Source organism: Arenibacter sp. 6A1, from assembly GCF_012272855.1.
GTDB lineage: Bacteria > Bacteroidota > Bacteroidia > Flavobacteriales > Flavobacteriaceae > Arenibacter.
Map to the genome: position 1 here is coordinate 159,437 of NZ_JAAXCQ010000004.1, position 17,827 is coordinate 177,263.

The 17,827-nt window shown below is 39.0% G+C and carries 18 protein-coding genes; 5 read left to right on the top strand and 13 right to left on the bottom strand.

Annotated features, from left to right (window positions below):
• Window positions 1-365 precede the first annotated feature (365 nt).
• Window positions 366-1,481 (bottom strand): nickel-binding protein, encoded by a 1,116-nt coding sequence (locus tag HCG49_RS04685; RefSeq protein ID WP_168468388.1) that lies wholly within the window; start codon window positions 1,479-1,481, stop codon window positions 366-368.
• An 803-nt stretch (window positions 1,482-2,284) separates the two neighbouring features.
• On the bottom strand, window positions 2,285-3,148 hold the full coding sequence (locus tag HCG49_RS04690; RefSeq protein ID WP_168468389.1) for a DUF4382 domain-containing protein: 864 nt from the start codon (window positions 3,146-3,148) through the stop codon (window positions 2,285-2,287).
• A gap of 311 nt (window positions 3,149-3,459) precedes the next feature.
• Here HCG49_RS04690 and HCG49_RS04695 point away from each other — a divergent pair, with 311 nt between their 5' ends.
• The 3 genes from HCG49_RS04695 to rlmF all read left to right on the top strand — a co-directional run bounded on the left by HCG49_RS04695 (window position 3,460) and on the right by rlmF (window position 5,366).
• The gene (locus HCG49_RS04695; RefSeq protein ID WP_168468390.1) at window positions 3,460-3,693 is read left to right on the top strand and encodes a thioredoxin family protein; all 234 of its coding nucleotides are present in this window, start codon (window positions 3,460-3,462) and stop codon (window positions 3,691-3,693) included.
• An 88-nt stretch (window positions 3,694-3,781) separates the two neighbouring features.
• Window positions 3,782-4,390 carry a MarR family winged helix-turn-helix transcriptional regulator gene (locus HCG49_RS04700; RefSeq protein ID WP_168468391.1) on the top strand — a complete coding sequence of 203 codons (609 nt, stop codon included), beginning with the start codon at window positions 3,782-3,784 and terminating at the stop codon, window positions 4,388-4,390.
• A gap of 121 nt (window positions 4,391-4,511) precedes the next feature.
• Entirely contained in the window at window positions 4,512-5,366 is an 855-nt protein-coding gene (gene rlmF / locus HCG49_RS04705) for a 23S rRNA (adenine(1618)-N(6))-methyltransferase RlmF (protein ID WP_168468392.1), read from the top strand.
• 23 nt (window positions 5,367-5,389) lie between these two features.
• Here the strand turns inward: rlmF and HCG49_RS04710 are convergent, their stop codons facing one another.
• The 4 genes from HCG49_RS04710 to HCG49_RS04725 all read right to left on the bottom strand — a co-directional run bounded on the left by HCG49_RS04710 (window position 5,390) and on the right by HCG49_RS04725 (window position 10,068).
• Window positions 5,390-6,949, bottom strand: coding sequence for a DEAD/DEAH box helicase (locus HCG49_RS04710; RefSeq protein ID WP_072764265.1), 1,560 nt, complete (start codon window positions 6,947-6,949; stop codon window positions 5,390-5,392).
• Window positions 6,950-7,225: 276 nt separating this feature from the next.
• On the bottom strand, window positions 7,226-8,218 hold the full coding sequence (gene lpxD / locus HCG49_RS04715) for a UDP-3-O-(3-hydroxymyristoyl)glucosamine N-acyltransferase (RefSeq protein ID WP_168468393.1): 993 nt from the start codon (window positions 8,216-8,218) through the stop codon (window positions 7,226-7,228).
• A gap of 200 nt (window positions 8,219-8,418) precedes the next feature.
• Window positions 8,419-8,664, bottom strand: a complete 246-nt coding sequence (locus HCG49_RS04720; protein ID WP_168468394.1) for a VF530 family DNA-binding protein — start codon at window positions 8,662-8,664, stop codon at window positions 8,419-8,421.
• A gap of 48 nt (window positions 8,665-8,712) precedes the next feature.
• A complete protein-coding gene (locus tag HCG49_RS04725; protein ID WP_168468395.1) occupies window positions 8,713-10,068 on the bottom strand; it encodes a DEAD/DEAH box helicase in 1,356 nt (451 codons plus the stop codon).
• Between the two features lie 681 nt (window positions 10,069-10,749).
• Here HCG49_RS04725 and hpf point away from each other — a divergent pair.
• Complete coding sequence (hpf, locus tag HCG49_RS04730) at window positions 10,750-11,052, top strand: ribosome hibernation-promoting factor, HPF/YfiA family (protein ID WP_168468396.1); 303 nt, start codon at window positions 10,750-10,752, stop codon at window positions 11,050-11,052.
• A gap of 175 nt (window positions 11,053-11,227) precedes the next feature.
• Here hpf and HCG49_RS04735 read toward each other — a convergent pair whose 3' ends face one another.
• Window positions 11,228-11,572, bottom strand: a complete 345-nt coding sequence (locus HCG49_RS04735; protein ID WP_168468397.1) for a hypothetical protein — start codon at window positions 11,570-11,572, stop codon at window positions 11,228-11,230.
• Between the two features lie 247 nt (window positions 11,573-11,819).
• Here HCG49_RS04735 and HCG49_RS04740 point away from each other — a divergent pair, with 247 nt between their 5' ends.
• A complete protein-coding gene (locus tag HCG49_RS04740) occupies window positions 11,820-12,764 on the top strand; it encodes a TerC family protein (protein ID WP_168468398.1) in 945 nt (314 codons plus the stop codon).
• 8 nt (window positions 12,765-12,772) lie between these two features.
• Here the strand turns inward: HCG49_RS04740 and HCG49_RS04745 are convergent, their stop codons facing one another.
• From HCG49_RS04745 to HCG49_RS04770, 6 genes are all read right to left on the bottom strand, one after another.
• A complete protein-coding gene (locus HCG49_RS04745) occupies window positions 12,773-13,030 on the bottom strand; it encodes an acyl carrier protein (protein ID WP_168468399.1) in 258 nt (85 codons plus the stop codon).
• A gap of 7 nt (window positions 13,031-13,037) precedes the next feature.
• Window positions 13,038-14,312, bottom strand: a complete 1,275-nt coding sequence (locus HCG49_RS04750) for a beta-ketoacyl-[acyl-carrier-protein] synthase family protein (RefSeq protein WP_168468400.1) — start codon at window positions 14,310-14,312, stop codon at window positions 13,038-13,040.
• 94 nt (window positions 14,313-14,406) lie between these two features.
• Window positions 14,407-14,847: a 3-hydroxyacyl-ACP dehydratase FabZ family protein gene (locus HCG49_RS04755; protein WP_168468401.1), complete on the bottom strand. Its 441-nt coding sequence runs from the start codon at window positions 14,845-14,847 to the stop codon at window positions 14,407-14,409.
• Window positions 14,848-14,914: 67 nt separating this feature from the next.
• A complete protein-coding gene (locus tag HCG49_RS04760) occupies window positions 14,915-15,970 on the bottom strand; it encodes a type III polyketide synthase (protein ID WP_168468402.1) in 1,056 nt (351 codons plus the stop codon).
• Entirely contained in the window at window positions 15,963-16,685 is a 723-nt protein-coding gene (locus HCG49_RS04765) for a methyltransferase domain-containing protein (protein WP_240938635.1), read from the bottom strand. The genes HCG49_RS04760 and HCG49_RS04765 overlap by 8 nt, the downstream gene beginning before the upstream one ends.
• Window positions 16,685-17,806, bottom strand: a complete 1,122-nt coding sequence (locus tag HCG49_RS04770; RefSeq protein WP_168468404.1) for an NAD(P)/FAD-dependent oxidoreductase — start codon at window positions 17,804-17,806, stop codon at window positions 16,685-16,687. Before HCG49_RS04770 ends, HCG49_RS04765 begins: the two co-directional genes overlap by 1 nt.
• Window positions 17,807-17,827: the final 21 nt, after the last annotated feature.

Genomic DNA, 17,827 nt, shown 5'->3' on the forward strand with positions numbered 1-17,827 from the left:
CCTTCGTCGGTCGGGCCCTTGGCTATATCCCTTGCGTTGCTGCGGGGATGCCGCCGCGGTCCCTAACGCGAACAAACTAAAATTCATCCTACCCCTTCCATTCCCAATATGCCCCTTTTTTTAGCTTTCCCAATTAGAAGAAACCAACGCATCGCCCCTCAATAAACTAAGGGAAAATACTGGGTCAAAAATTGGTAAAGGCTTGGTTATTCAATTTAAATCCAGGGGAATTGTTAGGACATAACACAATGTATCAAAGGGGATTATGAAATACATTACTTAAAAGTACATCAAAAAATACGGGGAGACTGCTACATTTTATCCAAATTATAACAAAATTGACTCATTTGCCATATTACAAACAGCTATGTATGTGTAGCATAGTCCCGAACATATTGTGAAGGCAGAATACCAAAAGAATCCAAAAAACATTTAGAAAAATACGCCGGACTATTAAATCCGGTTTCAAAGGCTATTTCAGAAATATTGCCCGACCTGTCTTTTAAAAGGCTGAGGGATTTCAACAATCGGTATTTTTTTAAAAAAACGTTAGGAGAGTCGTCTGCCAACTGCATCAACTTCCTATAGAATTGAGTACGGCTAAACCCTAATTGAGTGTTAAAATCTGTAGTTCTTACATTTGAATTCTGCCAAATACTTTCAGTATAGTCCATTAATTGCTTAAGAAACTTTTCGTCCGATGGCTGCAGGGTTTGCACACTTTCCGTGTCTATAAAAGCATTTAAATTTTCACCCTCGTATAAGTTTTTCACTTCTGTAGTAATAGCTATAGCTCCTTTGGCAATTTCGCATATTCGTTCTGCCAACTTAATGCTGTCACCAAAAAAATCACCCTTATCGGCCACGGGTACCCCGCTACTCAACCCTATTTTAAATTTAAAATGGGGCTCCTCCATATTTTCTGTTATTTTATTAAAGACCGATTGAAGCGCTAAGGCGCATAAGACTGCCTTGGACACCGAACAAAAAGACACCAACAAACTTTCCTGCTGCTGTTTTACCACCCTCCCCTGATAAGAATTAATAATGGAAATACTGGCTTCGTTAATTTTTCTCTGGGACTGCAAAATAGCATCTGACGAAATATTTTGAAGGGAGACCATTTTAAACCCAGTCACCATAATGATTCTAAAAGCAGGGTCGTTTATAATATTTAATTCCGTGTTGACAGCTTTTAGCGGATCCTCAATACGGCCTAAAAACGATTCTACAATGGTTTCTTCTACCTCAATAATTCGATAAGGAACATCGCCATGAGCCTCAAAATGCATTTTTTCCAAGGCTTCTTTATTGGGTGCTTCCACCAAACAAAATGCAGTTTTCCGTTTCTCATCAAACCAATAAGTGAGTCCTCGGCAACCATATTTGTGCTCAACCTTTAGATCTTCCTGATGCAACTGAGCAACATGTTCGGCGGTTACCGTGTCCGAAACATCGTGACGATCCATAAAAATTGGCATAGTGTTTAATTTTAATACAAGATAATGATTTATAGCAAGTTGCACACTACCAAACGAAAAATCACAGCAAATAATACAATCTATTTTTCACATCTATTCATGCACGAAATAAAAGTAGTTTTGTTGCTACTCTAGAAATAAAAACCTTTTTTAAACTATTCCCTTCACTTTTTAGTTGCCATTGCTTAATGACAAGAGAATTCACCATAGGCATTTTTAACCTATATAGTGGACCTATGATATGACTAAAAAAATATTTGTACAAAATTTAGCAATAGTCATATTGGCCGGTAGACCCGCGATTCGGCGGGGGAGGTACTATCATATAACTAGATTTGTAATCCACGTACATACAACCGGTTCGTGCTTAGTTTTTTTGTACAACTTTTTTCTTTTTAAGGGCAGTTCTTCAAGCCTGAAACTTGACGTTTTCTTTTCATTTTCTTTGCTTGTCCAAAGAAAACGAAACAAAAGAAAAGACACTGATTCAATGAATTTTTTCGACACCGAGGTCGAAAAACCGGTTTCAAAACTCCGCGTCGCCTCGTACCTCAGCTCCTGCTCTCGGAGCTTTTGAAACCTATTCTGCGAATCAGGTTATTTAGCTGCGCTGGCTTACTATAATATGACTAAAAAAATATTTGTACAAATTTTAGCAATAGTCATATTGGCCGGTAGACCCGCGAATCGGCGGGGGAGGTACTGAGTACTACTAAAAAGGGCTGCTTGTGGCAATGGCTAAATACGATAAAAGGCCACCAATTTTGGTAGCCTTTTATCGTATTTTAAAACTTATAACAGTACTATTCTACAATCAGTTCAAAATCTTGAACCGTTTTATTGGCTGCTACTATATCAATATCTTCAACGACTTGAGCCCCGTACCCCTCCAAGGCTACTTCTACGTCATAGGAACCGGCCGCCAGTCCTAAAACAGTATAGGCTCCGGAAGCATCGGTAAAGGTAGTTGTGTTTAAGGTGTCGGCCGCAAACACGGCAACCTGAGCGCCTTGTAAACCAACTTTCGCCTCATTTTGCATAGTGGTCACTAGCCCCGTTAAAGTACCTGCCGTAGAAAGATTGGACGCCTTGATAACCGGTTTAAAATTAAATCCTTTTATTCCCTCCGGATCATTTCTGCTGCCCTTAGCTACAAACGATTTACTAACATCGAAATCTAACAATAAATCTGTAGATAAGCCTCCACTGACTACCAGACTCGGTTTAACAAATACCTTTATCCCGGTTTGAGCACCACTTGGAACCTTTAAATCATAAGTAGTACCATCGGTCATTACCACACTCACCCCTTCCACATACACCCGGAATAAATCATAGGTCCCAACAGGCACCTCCGTATTTACCAAGTTTTCAGTTATCCCATTGGTTAGATCCAATAGATTTACCGAAATTTCATCTTCCATGAGTACGACAAAAGATGAACCATCCCCATTAGTTGCTCCCTCTTGGCTGTTATCGGCTTTGCGCCTGGCATCGATTTTAAAAATGGTAACATTTGCCTCGGCTACCAAATCGTGGGGAAATGGAGCATCTGTCAGGGAAACGGACAATCGCCCAGTCTCCTTATTAGCATCGTCCCCGTCTGTACAACTATACACCAAAGCCATAAGACCGATCATAACAATTGATAAAAATCTTACTTTCATAATTTAAATTTTATATTAAACATTTCATTGCTTTCTAATACAATACTGGTTAAAACACCCCATAATAGAAATACCCTACCCGAATATTCCTTTATTTTTATTTTTTCGTTGAAATGCCGTTTAAAAACGCCTTTTCGTATGGGGCTGTACTAAAAACACCGTAGTTTTCTTCTGACCAACCACAGATCCTTTGAGTAGGTAACACTCTAATTCTAACGAATTTAAAAAAGAATAAACATAAAATTTGTTTTAGTTAGGATTCCTAACTATCTTTATAAGAGCAATTTTGCCTTTCACTTAAAATTTGTATCATGAAAAAATCTGTTTTCTATCACGCTGGATGTCCTGTATGCGTAAGTGCTGAACAAGACATTTTAAAATTAATGAATCCGGCCCAAGTTGAAGTTGTTAATCTTGCTGGGGCCAAGAACAGAATATCGGAAGCCGAAAAGGCAGGCGTAAAATCTGTTCCTGCCTTATTAACCCCCGACGGAAATGTACTGCACATAAATTATGGTGCTTCCATGGCCGATGTAAAAGGTTAATAAAAGTTGGGCACCTTCGGCAAACAAGGTGTCCAACTTTTCCTCTTTTTAGGGTAACTTTGTGTAACTCCTTAAAAAAATACTCCCTATGCCCCAAAGTATATATGACACCGATTTTCAGCAAAAAGACCTAGGCAGTAAGATTGTCATAGCCTTGGACCGACTTTCCGAAGTTTTTAGGGCATTGTTAAGGGATTATGCCAAAACCTCGGGAATTAGCCCCATTCAAATTCAGATCCTGATATTTATAGCCTATCACAAACAATCGTATTGTACCGTGAGCCATTTGGCCAAGGAATTTAACCTCAGCAAACCCACCATTAGCGATGCCATTAAAATATTGCACCAAAAAGATCTAATTGTAAAAGAAACCTCCACCCTGGACACCAGAAGTTACACATTATCCCTATCGGAAAGCGGAAAACAAATTGTTTCGGAAACGGAGGGATTTGCCAACCCTATACGGAATGCCTTACAACTTAACACCGAGGAGGAATTATATACGTTGTACGATTCCCTTAGCACCCTGATTTATAGATTAAACCAAACAGGAGCACTACAGGTACAAAGAATATGTTACGCCTGTAAATTTTATGAAAACAACAATGGAACCCATCATTGCAATTTACTTCAGAAAAACCTACACATAAAAGAGATACGGGTTGATTGCCCTGAATTTGACAAAAAACAAGGATAAAGATCCGGCCAATGATTCAAGAAAAACAGCCTATTCCCCTTGTATCTATCCATAGAATCCCAACATTCCCATAGCTGTTAAAAGGAGACCTCCTATCTTTGTGGTCATAAAATCAAATATCTTGCATCCCAAAAACATCCATAATACTCCTTACGACTTCGAAGCCTTAATTGGTAGTCACCCAGAATTGGCCCCTCATGTTTTCGTAACCCCTTATGGCAATCAGAGCATTGACTTTTCCAAGCCAACCGCTGTACTACACTTAAACAAGGCCATTTTAAAGCATCAATATAGACTGTCGGACTGGAATATTCCCGATGGTTATTTATGTCCTCCTATTCCTGGAAGGGCCGACTATATACATCATATCGCCGATTTGTTAGAAGAAGATGGTATCGAGAACAATGTTCGCGGCTTGGATATAGGTGTTGGCGCCAATTGCATTTACCCTATTTTGGCCTCTCAAATATACGATTGGCAAATGGTAGGATCGGACATTTCCCTTACTTCTGTTACCATGGCCAAAGCCAATACAGCGGCCACGCCGAGCCTAGTGAAGAACATTGAGATAAGACATCAAACCGACCCGTCCAATATTTTTAAGGGCATTATAAGCGAGGGAGATCATTTTCATTTTAGTATTTGCAACCCTCCCTTTCATGCCAATGCCGAAACCGCTGCAAGGGGTAGTTTAAAAAAAGCTACAAATCTGGGCTTAAATAGGGCCGATGAATTAAATTTTGGTGGCCAGGCCAATGAGTTATGGTGCAATGGCGGGGAAGCCTTGTTTATTAAGCGAATGATCAAACAAAGTGTTGCATATTCCCAACAAGTGAAATGGTTTACGACCTTGGTAAGTAAAAAAGAAAATTTAGCCGCTATCTATAAGCAGTTACACAAACTAAAAGCTGTTTACAAGACCGTGCCAATGGCCCAAGGCAACAAACAAAGTAGGTTTGTTGCCTGGAGATTTTAAATTATACGAGGGCCGTCATTTATTTATTCTTCTGGCGGCCTACCGTGTATTTCTTCAAAAATAGTGTCAAAATTTTGACGTAGGTGAGTACTTAATTTTTTATGGTAATCTTCATTTAACCATTTTAAGAAGTTATGGGTACTTTTACTGATACATTTGGCATAGCGCTGTATCCTATCTTCTATATCGCCCCCCAAGAGTTTGGCCAATGCCAAAGCATCGTATACATCTTCACTGTTCTCTACACATATCTTTGCATGTTGGGCAATAGAACGCTCCAATACAACCTTGGAAGATTCTCCGTTTTTCACAGAGTCTATATAAGTTTCCTTGATATCGAAATACACCTCTTTAGAATTGGCAAATTCTGCTCTAAGAGCCTCGGGCATCTCCCATTTAAAATTGCTCTCCAATTCTTCGTCACCCAACAATTTGTCCATGTAAAAATTGGGAGATTTAAAGATGGTCTGCCAATCTAAATCTGCTCCCCAGGGTCCAAAACGGTGTAGGTTGTTCCCTAAATCTATAACCGAGAATGTTGCTTTATTGTTCAAGATCCTAGAACCACGCCCAATCATCTGATAGTACAATGTCAAAGACTTCGTCGCCCTATTCAAAATAACGGTTTCTATGGTAGGCTCATCAAATCCTGTGGTTAAGATACTCACGGAGGTTAATATTGCATCCGGAGTGTTCTTAAACCATTTTAAAATAGCCTTACGTTCCTTTTTACTAGCGGTATTATCTAAATGCTCTATAGGGTAACCAGCTGCCTTAAAGGTTTCGTACACATGCAATGAGGTATTGATACCATTATTGAATATCAGCGTTTTCTTTCCCTTAGAATGTTTTACATAGGCTTCCAAAAGCTTGCTCAGCATTTGGCTATTGGTATACAGGTCTTCAGAAGATTTTACCGTATAATCCCCATTAGAACCTACCTCCAAGGAGGTTAGCCCCATATTATAAGAGAAAACTTCGGCTCTTGCCAAAAACTCGTTCTCTATAAGGGATTCTATGCTTTCCCCTACGATCAATTCATCGTAATTATCCTTCATCGGCAAGTCCTTGTTAGAACTTAAGGGAGTAGCAGTAACCCCTAAAACAAAGGAATTTTCAAAATACTTAAAGAGTTTTGTAAACGAATTATAATGGGCCTCATCAATAATAACAAGTCCCACTCCTGAAATATCCAACTTGTCGTCCTGCAATCTGTTGTTCAAGGTCTCTACCATAGCTACAAAGCAGCTATATTGGTCCTGATCTTCTAAATTTGCCTTACTGTCTACAACCTTATTGGTGACGCCAAAACTCGTAAGCATGGAGGATGTTTGCCTACAAAGTTCTATCCGGTGTGTCATTATCAACACCTTCTTTTTGTGGTTCTTCAAATACTGTCGAACAATTTCAGAAAAAATTACGGTTTTTCCACCTCCGGTAGGCAATTGGTATAAAAGGTGGTAATCGTCCGGTGCGGTTTCAAACTTATCAAATATTTGGTCTATAGCCCCTTTTTGATAACTGTATAATTCTTTATCCGTTCTTCTTTCTACAACAGCATTCGCAGTCAACGTCTCCAACATATTCTCTTTTTTTTAGGACTGCAAAATTACGGCCTTTGTTGGGTGTTTGAAGAATATTTTTGAAAAAACTATGAATTAATTTTTCACATAGGATAAAATCTTACACCTTCTTTCCATTAGGAAAATTCAGAAGTAGCAAGATGTAGTTTTTAGGAAACACAAATGAAGGAAAAAGATCACCCTAATCTTTTAATAACCGTAACCGCCGTGTACATAGAAACACCATACAGAAGAGAAGTAAGGTACTATTATTAAAAGATCAGGGTACTCTAGTGCTTAATTTTTGGACAATCTTTTAAGAGCTACCCATTGTTTCAGCATATCCCTGGCGTCAGTAGCCGGATACCCCAAAACAGTCTTCCCTGCATCGACATCGCCCATAACTCCAGAACCTGCTCCAATAACGGCGCCTGAGTTGATAGTTGTATGATCCTTGATGGAGGCACTTCCTCCAATGATCACCCCATCCCCTAGGGTTACCGAACCAGCGAGTCCGCTATGGCCTGCCATAATACAAGATCTGCCCAAAATACAATTATGTGCTATCTGAACTAGATTATCAATTTTGCAGCCATCACCGATAATAGTAGCACTAAACTTGCCTCTATCGACACAAGAATTAGCTCCAATTTCTACATAATTACCAATAATCACATTTCCGATATGTGGTATTTTTACCAATCCTCTACCATCATCGCTAGGTCTATACCCAAATCCATCGGCACCAATGCTCACATTAATGTGAAAAATACAATGGTTCCCAATTTCGCTGCGTTCCCGAATTACGGTTCCCGACCATACCACCGTATGGTGACCAATTTTAGAATCATCGAATATGCTAACATTGGGATATAGGATAACCCCATCACCCAATACTACATTTTTACCAACATAACACCCTGCTCCAATTTTGCATCCTTTTCCCAATACCACAGATTCGTGTACCACGGCCGTTGGATGAACATCTTCTTCTAGGGCAGGTGGTGCGGGTTCTAAAGCCTCCAATAATGTAGCCATGGCCAAATCGGCATTTTTAACCCTAATGAGCGCTCTATTGTCACCTGGCTCTAATTTTATCTTTGCATCTACAATAGCAACACTTGCTTTTGAAGTCTCCCAAAGTTTAGCAAATTTGTTGCTTCCGATAAAAGTAATTTGCTGAGCAGTAGCTCTCTCAAGCTGTTCAGCTCCTGTTATTTGCTCATCACAAGTACCGACGAGTTCTCCTTTTAAAAGTTCGTTTATTTCTACTATCGTAAATGATTTCATCTAATATGAATTTTATTGTTATTGTTATTATTCCCAGCCAAATTGGCTAAATATAGGACTAAAATATATCTTCATTAAATTTTAGCCTTTAAAGCTGCAAGGATAGCACAAAAAAGAACTGTCGCGCAACTAGGAATAATATTGTGGAAAGAACGGAGCTTTTTAAACCTTAAAAAGCTCCTAAAAAACACTGAGGTGCCTTACTTTTTTTTCTTAATTAATTTTAGGTAAAGTTTTTCTACCTTCTCTCTGGCCCAGGGAGTTTTTCTCAAAAAGGTTAAACTCGATTTTATGGAAGGGTCCTGATTAAAACATCTGATATTGATATACCCACCAAGCGTCTCCCAACCGTGATGGGCTACTAATTCCTCCAATATAGTGGCCAAGGTTATCCCATGTAAGGGATTGTTTTCCTGGGCTTTGGTTTTATTATTTTTATCTGTCATATACACTGAAAACATGCAATAGGAATAAAAGGTCGTGCCCAAGCACTTTTATCTTTTCTTTTTTCCTTTTGCAAAATTTTTATCTCCACGAGTTTTTGGTTTTTTATACTTTTTGGCTATTTCCCTTTTATAGGACCCACCTAAATTCACTCGTTTGTTTTTTTCACTTTTCTCATGAAAAGCCGCTCCACGACCCTCGGTTTCTGACGCTCCTACTGGATTATTAAGTTCAAAATTCTGAGGTCTTTCTTCGGGAGTCAATTCCTCTGATATTTCTACTGCTTCGGGGAAATCTATCGTTGGAATCTCATAAGCCATCAAACTTTCAATAGCCTCTTTTGCTTCCCTTTCTTTTTCGGTATAGAATAATAAGGAAGTACCCTTTTCCTTTGCCCTACCCGTACGCCCTATTCGGTGCATATAGTTTTCGGGGTAATTAGGAGTGTCAAAATTCACCACATGGGTGATTTTATCCAAATCCAATCCTCTCGCCATCACATCCGTAGAAATCAAGATTCGATTCTTGCCCTCATCAAATTGTTTGATAGAACGGATTCTATAATTCTGTGTTTTGTTGGAGTGTATTACACAAGCCTCGTTCCCGTAGACTGTTTCCATGGCTTGAAACAACCTATCGGCACTTTTTTTGTTGGAAACAAAAACCAATACTTTTTTATAGGTAGTTTTATCCTTTAAAAGGTACTCCAACAAATTTGCCTTGGTATAAAAATTTTCGACTGAATAACAGCTTTGCGCTATATTTTCGAGCGGCGTACCACTAACGGCAATAGAAATTCTGGCCGGGGCGATAAAAAAATCGTTGATCAGTTTAGACACATCGTCGGTCATTGTAGCCGAGAACATAATGTTTTGTCTTCGTGAAGGCAACAATTCAAAAATATTGGTAATTTGAAATCGAAAACCAAGGTCTAACATAACATCAACCTCATCGATCACTAGTTTTTTAACATCTCTTAATTTTAGGGTTCTGTCCAAGGTAAGGTCGTACAGCCTACCTGGGGTGGCCACCAAAATATCACATCCCTGGGCAACGGCCTGACGCTGTGTGTTGATATTTGCCCCTCCGTAAATTCCGGTTACCCTTACACTTAAATATTTAGCAAATTCTTCAATCCTTTCTACCACCTGAAGCACCAGTTCCCGAGTCGGAACCAATATTAAAACCCTAGGGGTTAGCTGTTTGGAAAATTTTAGACCCTGTAAAATAGGGAGCATATAAGCAAAGGTCTTTCCTGTTCCCGTTTGTGCTATACCGACAACATCGGATCCTGACATAATTACCGAAAAAGCTTCGGCCTGTATTGGTGTTGGGTTGCTAAAGCCTAAATCGTCAATAGCATATAGTAATTGTTTTGATAGATTGCAATCTTCAAAGGTATTCATCTCCTAATTATTTTGAGCAAAGGTAAAGTTTATAATCTTTATAAAAAGAAGGGAACGCTATCGAAATTTGAAATACTACGAAAGTCCTTTGCTAAAAACGTATCCATTTTACCAAATGCATTTAAATTCACTAATTTCGATAGCGAAGAATTCGGCAACTAAATAGCCGCTACAATATACTTTTAGGAGGCCATATTTTCGATGTGTAGTAATTCCCAACCGGGACTGTTGAATTCAGAAAATGTTTTCCCCCTGGTATGATAAAGAAAGACTTTTAAAATTATTAGCTTGGGTAGCTCCTAAAGGCCGTAACAGTTTTTCTTTTGTGATTTTTCTTCCCTTCCTACTTCATTATTTTATAGATTCACGGGCGACTTCTCCAATGAGCCCACTGCGCCTTATAATATGCCTGGGATCTATATGATTCCTACCACTCTTTTTTACCTAAAATACCCAGAAAGATTTAAGTCAAAGTGCCATAAAAAAAACAGAAAACAGCTCTTAGGTCTGTAAACCGTAGCAGTAAGCACAATACCGATGCTGCATGGGTCTGCGCGATAGTGCCAATTAAAAAAAATAATATAGAAATTCGTTTGGCTTTATTGAAAAGAAAGACTACCTTAAATCATTGAATATGCAGCGCTATTCTAGAGCGATTTATTAACTTAAAACCTATATCTTATGACTATCAACTTTCAATATGATGATGTAAAAGCAAGTGCGCGACTTGAGGAATTAACGACCAAAAAACTCAATAAAATAGAAGATAAATATGATTTTATAATCCGTGCCGATGTGTTTTTTAGAAAGGAAAAAACTTCGACCCCAGAAACCGGATTAATTTGTAACATAAGATTAAGTGCTCCAGGACCACGCTTGTTTGCCGAATCTAATAGAAGTAAGTTTGAAATTGCAATTACCGATTCTGTAGATGATTTAGAACGTCAATTGGAAAAGAGAAAAAGTAAAATGAAAACATATTAATACGCGATATTGCCCTTGATGACAGCAAGGATTTAAACTTTAATGACCGAGTGTCAATACAAATCCCCGTGCACAATTACAAATTGCGCACGGGGATTTATATTTTAGTATACTCTGTTTTTGGTAACGTACTGTCTTTCCCTCCTTACCCAATATACAGGGGATATTTCTTGTTTCAATTTTCCCTATCTTCAAAGGAGGTTTTGGCCAAATTATTCAACAATCTATTAGAGAACGGCTTTTTTGTTAGGTCTCTTAATAGTTTTTGTTTTTTGCGATCGGAAATCGTCAAGGAATCCAAAAAACCCCTTCTCCTTTTAGCTTCTGAAATCCGGTCCTTTTTTAAACGGATCCTAGTTTCTTTGGAAAGAACCATCCCTGGCTCAAATTGCTCTAAAAGAGTCCTGTTGACAATTTCGTGTTTAGGAATTACCAAGGTGTCACCATTTGTTTGAGCAGTTGTTTTTAAGCTAACTGCCAAACAAAAAAGAACACAAGGAAGAAAAGTATAACGACACATAAATCCCACTTTAAAGAGGTCTTCTTTAATTTACGAAAATTAAAGGAGGTTGAAGCTCTTTATAAAAAAGCATTTTATGATCTTTAACGACTAATTGAACCCTAGGTCGAAGATATACAATAATTACTCAATTAACCTCCTGAAAGTGAAACAATAATAAACCTATAATTATTTCAAATATTGCAAATTTTTCCGTCTATTCATATCGAAAGGATGCTTACATTTGTGCCTTTAATAGGATACTTTTATGTTAATTTGGGGTACTTTTATTGGTCTGATTATAGTTTTTCTTGCCTTAGATTTGGGCGTTTTCCACAAAAACGACCATGTCATAAAAACCAAGGAAGCGGGCATATGGACTGCTATTTGGGTAACGGTAGCTTTAAGTTTTAGCGGCGTTATATATTGGTTATTTTCCGCCGGTTTAATTGATAACCCTACAGGGCTGACACCCAACAATGCGGTATTAAAATATATTACAGGCTACCTGATAGAATTATCCCTAAGTATTGACAATGTATTTGTAATTGCAGTAATATTTTCTTCTTTTAAAATTCCAGCATTATACCAACATAGGGTCCTTTTTTGGGGTATTTTAGGCGCCATCGTATTTAGGGCCTTGATGATTGTTTTTGGCGTGGCCCTAATCACCAAATTTGACTGGGTTATTTATGTTTTTGGGGTTTTCTTGTTATTCACAGCCTTTAAAATGCTAAAATCCGACGATAAAGGTTTTGACCCAAAAACATCCTTTATTTTTAAACAGCTAAAAAAGATATATCCGATAACATCGGCCATAAAAGGCCATGATTTTTTTATAAAACGAATGGGAGTCAATGCGGCCACGCCGCTTTTTGTAGCATTGGTCATTATAGAACTAACGGATATATTATTTGCCTTAGACAGTATTCCGGCTATCCTAGCCATTACAGCCGATCCGTTTATTGTCTTTAGCTCTAATATTTTAGCTATTTTGGGGTTGCGTTCTATGTATTTTTTAATCTCCCGTATGCTAGAAAAGTTTAGATATATCAACTATAGCCTGGTCGTTATATTAGCCTTTGTTGGTTTAAAAATGTTATTTACGCACCATATAGAGATTCCAGAATGGGTATCTTTGACAGTGATCTCAGTTGCCTTGGCGGGCGGGGTATTAGCTTCCTTGGTGATCCCTGAAAAGAAAGTTGCTTAAAGGGTGTTTTATGCTTTGTTTAGAAGTTTTTGATCGATGATATAAAGAGCATCTTTGACCGTTTTCATTTGGTCCATATCCTCATTTTCGATTTTTATATGAAAGGCATCCTCGACATCGAGGACGATATCGACCAAATTAGCCGAATTGATATTTAACTCCGAGGTGAAATTACTTTCCGCTTCAATAGCTTCCTCGGAAACATCTTCCGGAAGATAGATCTTTACGATATTCTTTAAGGTTTTAAAACGCTCTTCGTTTCTCATACAATGGTTATTTAGGATACTCTTTAAAGATAACACATGCATTCACATCTCCAAAGCCAAAACTTGCTTTTGCCACTATTTTAGGCTGATATTGTATGGTTTGTTGGGGAATTTTGCTCGCATCTATACAGGCTAAAATTTCGGGGTGTATGTCCGGGCAGTTCTGATTTCCAAACACCAATCCTTCTTTTAGCTGTAATACCGTGGCTACCGATTCTATACTGCCCGATGCTGCCAAGCAATGCCCCACTATGCCTTTGGTCGAATTGATATAGGGAAAATCAATTCCCTTCCTTTGTAAGGCTTCACTCCAGTTCCGAATTTCATCGACATCCTTTTTGGTTGCGGTCAAATGTCCATTAATTACATCTATATCTTTCTCATGCACCTCAGCATTTTTTAGAGCTGCCTTTATACACCCTTGTACGGCCGCACTGTTGGGCGCTGTCATACTACCGTTCCCGCGCTGTCCTCCGCTGTTTACGGCCCCGCCCAAGACCTCGGCATATATGGTAACCCCACGCTTCAAGGCGGAGTCTAGGGATTCGAGTACCAAAGCCCCCGCGCCGCTCCCAGGCACAAAACCTGCAGCACTGTCGCTCATTGGCCTGCTTGCCAGGGTTGGATTATCATTGTATTGGTTGGGTAAAATTCTCATGGCATCAAAACCTCCCCATACATAGGGACCGCTATCACTGGTACTCCCTACCAGCATGCGACTGGCCATTCCCGACCTGATTCTTTCATAGCCCATTATAAGGCCCTCCGTTCCCGTACAACAAGCAGAAGAATTGGTCGTTACTTGATTGCCACAACCAAGAATCCCTCCCAAATACGCACTAATACCGCTCGCCATAGTCTGTATAACCGTAGTACTGCCTAATCTTCTTGTATTATTGGCATCAATGAGATGTATCGCTTCCCTAAACGTATCGACCCCTAAAGTTCCGGCTCCAAACACAATTCCACTGTCCCAATCGGGCTCTTCCTTAGCTGCCTTTTGCAATCCCGCATCTGCCCAGGCATCCATACCGGCAATTACTCCATAAACGATACCACTAGCACTTAAGCCTTTTCTTTGCAAAGGCGAAAAATAAGCTTCCAAAATCGCTGGTGTAACTTCTGGTTTCCCAGCAATCTGGCAAGAAAACCCTAAAGCTGCCAATTCCTGGTGAAAGGCTATCCCACTCTCGCCCTTTTGTAGGGTTTTGAGGAAATTGGAGATCCCTACTCCCTTTGGAGCGCAGACACCAAGCCCTGTGATTACGACACGTTTTTTCATAGGTGGATATTTATTGGTTTTTAAGGGTCATAGGTAATTTGATTATCTTCATTCATATATACGACCAGTTTTCACTCATGCTTATTTCATGCTTTTATATTTTTAACATCCCTTCTAAAACTCCTTGGCATACCAACTGCCCATTTCCATTATGCATTTTAACCAGACATTTTAATTTATGAAACCTAAAATACACAAGACTTGAGCTTACGGTAACTGTTTCCTTTGGATACACCGGCAACAAAAAATCCATTTGCGAACTGCTTAAGGCTATTTGGGGGTTTTTAAAATCGGCCTGTTCTTTCTTTAGCAGGTAAATACCCAAACAGACCAACCCAATCTGCGCGCAACACTCCGTTAAAATAACTCCTGGGGTTACCGGATATTCTTTAAAGTGTCCTCGGTAAAAATCTTCCTCTAACTTAAAGGTATAGGAACCTGTAACCCCATCTTCATTAACCGATGCTAAGTCATTTACAAACAAGAAGGGCTCCTTATAAGGAAGTAGGTCCAAAATTTCTTTATATGTATTCATACCTCATATTAATTAATCCTTTAAAGCATGCTTTTCCTAATGGTGAAAATTATCTTCCTAAACATGTCTACCACTCCAGCAACACCCGCTGTGCCGAAAACCCCGGACCAAAACTCAACACCAGCCCTTGCTCTCCCTCAGAAATATTCTTTTCCAAATAACGTTCTAAAACATAAAGAACGGTTGCGCTGCTCATATTTCCATAAAGGCGAAGGGTCTCTCTGGTCTCATCAATATTTTTACCTAGTTTCCCAAATAATTCTTCTACGGTTTGTACAATTTTTTTTCCTCCTGGATGAAAAATCAAATGATTGACCTTGTCTATATCACTGCCGTATTTATTTAAAAAAGGATGTATAATTGCTGGAAAATGTTCGGATATCGTTTCGGGTACCGCAGGATCCAAGATCATTTTCAAACCTGTATTGGCCAGCTCAAAACCCATTAATCGGGTCGTATTTTCGAAGTGATACATTTCGCCCCCCACTATACTAGGACCTATGGCCCCTAGCTCAGAGGACAATAAAACGCAGGCCGCCCCATCGCCAAAAATAGCGGCACTGACCATATTGGCCATGGAATAATCATTTAACTGAAAGGTAGCGGTTGGACTTTCGACTGCCACAATAGCGGCTCTTTTACCCGGATTGGATTTTAGGAAATTATAGGCATAGATAAGCCCGGAAACACCTGCAGCGCATCCCATTTCTGTAACGGGCAAGCGAACCACATCTTGGCGCATCCCTAAATCATCAATTAAATAGGCATCAAGAGATGGGATCATTATCCCCGTACAACTGACCGTAATAATAAAATCTAAACTTTTTGCTGACCAATCGCTTTTATAAAGTGCTTTTTCTAATACTTTTTTCCCCAGTTTACGGACTTCACGACTATAAATATCATTTTTCTCTTGAAAAGATGTCGCCTTAAAAACCTCTTCCGGCGCCATAATACTGTAGCGTTTGTCTACAGCAGCACCTTCAAATATTTTTAAAACCTTCCGCTGAAATCGTCCCTCCTGCTCCCTTAACCACCATTTTACCAATGGCAGAATATCTTTTGTTTCCCTACTATAGATGGGCAATTCCTTTGTAACCGTGACAATTTTTACCTTATTCATACCCTTCAGCTGTTTTTGTCCGTAAGACCCATAAATAACGAAACGCCCACTTCCACTTTATGGTATGCAGGACGTTTGGAATATTTTGTGAAAAAGCCATTAAATCCGATAGCACAAAGCCTCTTTTTATGGAAACCAAACCGTCGGACTTTCCAACCTTGGTTTTGATAAAAATTAAACTAAAGATCCAAAATAACCCATAAGCCAGCTTACTCCTTTGCAGATCATTAATAATCACTCCTAAACGGGCTACTTTAACGAATTGATCTAGAAACAAGGGTATTTCTTGGGAACTAAAATGATGCATGGTAAGGGTCGATAATACAATATCACAGTCGATTTCGTGAGCTTCTAAACTTAAGATATCCCTATTCTGATAGCTGATATTGGGAAAACTTGTCGACATAGCTTTGGCTATTTCAATACCATTTTCACTAAGATCGATACCTATTAAATTTAATTTAAAAGGCTCATTTTTAAAATACCGGACCACCTTTCTCAACATAGTACCATCTCCACACCCCATATCTATAATCGTATAACTGTTTTTCGGATTTTCATGGATGATTTTTTTAATCGCTTTAAGAGTAATCGTATATCCGTTCAGGATAACATTGACGCGATTAATGTCGAACAATATTTCTTGTAACGAACCGAGATCTACAGAAGGATCGTCCATCATTTCTATTTCGGAACTACGGGTGTCAAAATTCATCAAAATCGAATAGTTTTACCATGAGTATTGCCAATAAGTCTTTTTACCATAGAAGGCGATTTCGATGCCAATTGAACAACCACTTCCAAGCTTTTTTCATGTAGCAATAAGGACTGTAAATTCCTTCCCAACCACAATCTTCTGCCAAAGGTATTTCTCCATTGCTTTATATAGTCCTTTTCCATCCGATTGCGGTTATAGGTCTTTTCCCTAAAAAAACAATCTATTGTTTCTGCAGCGATTTTAGCGCTATGAATGGCCATAGCCATGCCATTTCCACAAAGTGGGTGTATTAAGCCAGCTGTATCGCCGCACATAAGAATATGATTTTCTACAGTACTTTTCTTTTCAAAGCCCACTTGCCCAATAGTTTCAGGAGCTGGAAATAACTGTTGAGCCTCTTCTAAAAACTGCCCTAACAAGGGATTCTTGGAAACCACATTCTTATTAAAATGAGCTATACTTTTCTCTTTTTTAAAACTGTCATAAGAAACCAAATAACAAAAATTAACCGCTCCAGACTCTGTTTTAGACAATCCTCCATACCCCCCCCTAAAATTGTGCAGGGCTACTGTATTATCTGGGAAACCGTCTAATTTATAATGGGCCTTTACCGCAAGCCAGGGCGATTTCCCTCCTGTAAAACCACGTTGTAACTGCTTATCCAAGGCACTTCTTTTTCCATAAGCTCCAATGGCTACTTTGCCGTGATAGACTGTTCCTTTATCGGTCTTTATAATAAAAGTGTCCCTCTGAAATATTACGGAAACAACACTACCGAACACAAACCTTACTCCAACTTCCCTAGCTTTTAGATATAGTCTGTTATCTAAGGTATAGCGACTTATCCCCACACCCCCCATAGCAAGATCTGCCTGTAAGGTCCGTCCTTTTATGGTGCTTAACAACAAGTTATTTACTGGAACGGCATCGAGCAGGGAAATCCCTAAATAGTTTAGATAAGGTACAACTTCCTTAGACAGGTACTCCCCACACACCTTATGATGTGGATAGGCTAGTTTCTCAAACACCAAAACACTATAGCCTTTTTTTTGTAAATCCAGGGCCGAGGTCAATCCGGCCAATCCACCTCCCACAATGAGTACATCAAATAAGATCACATAAGAAAGGTACAGATTTTA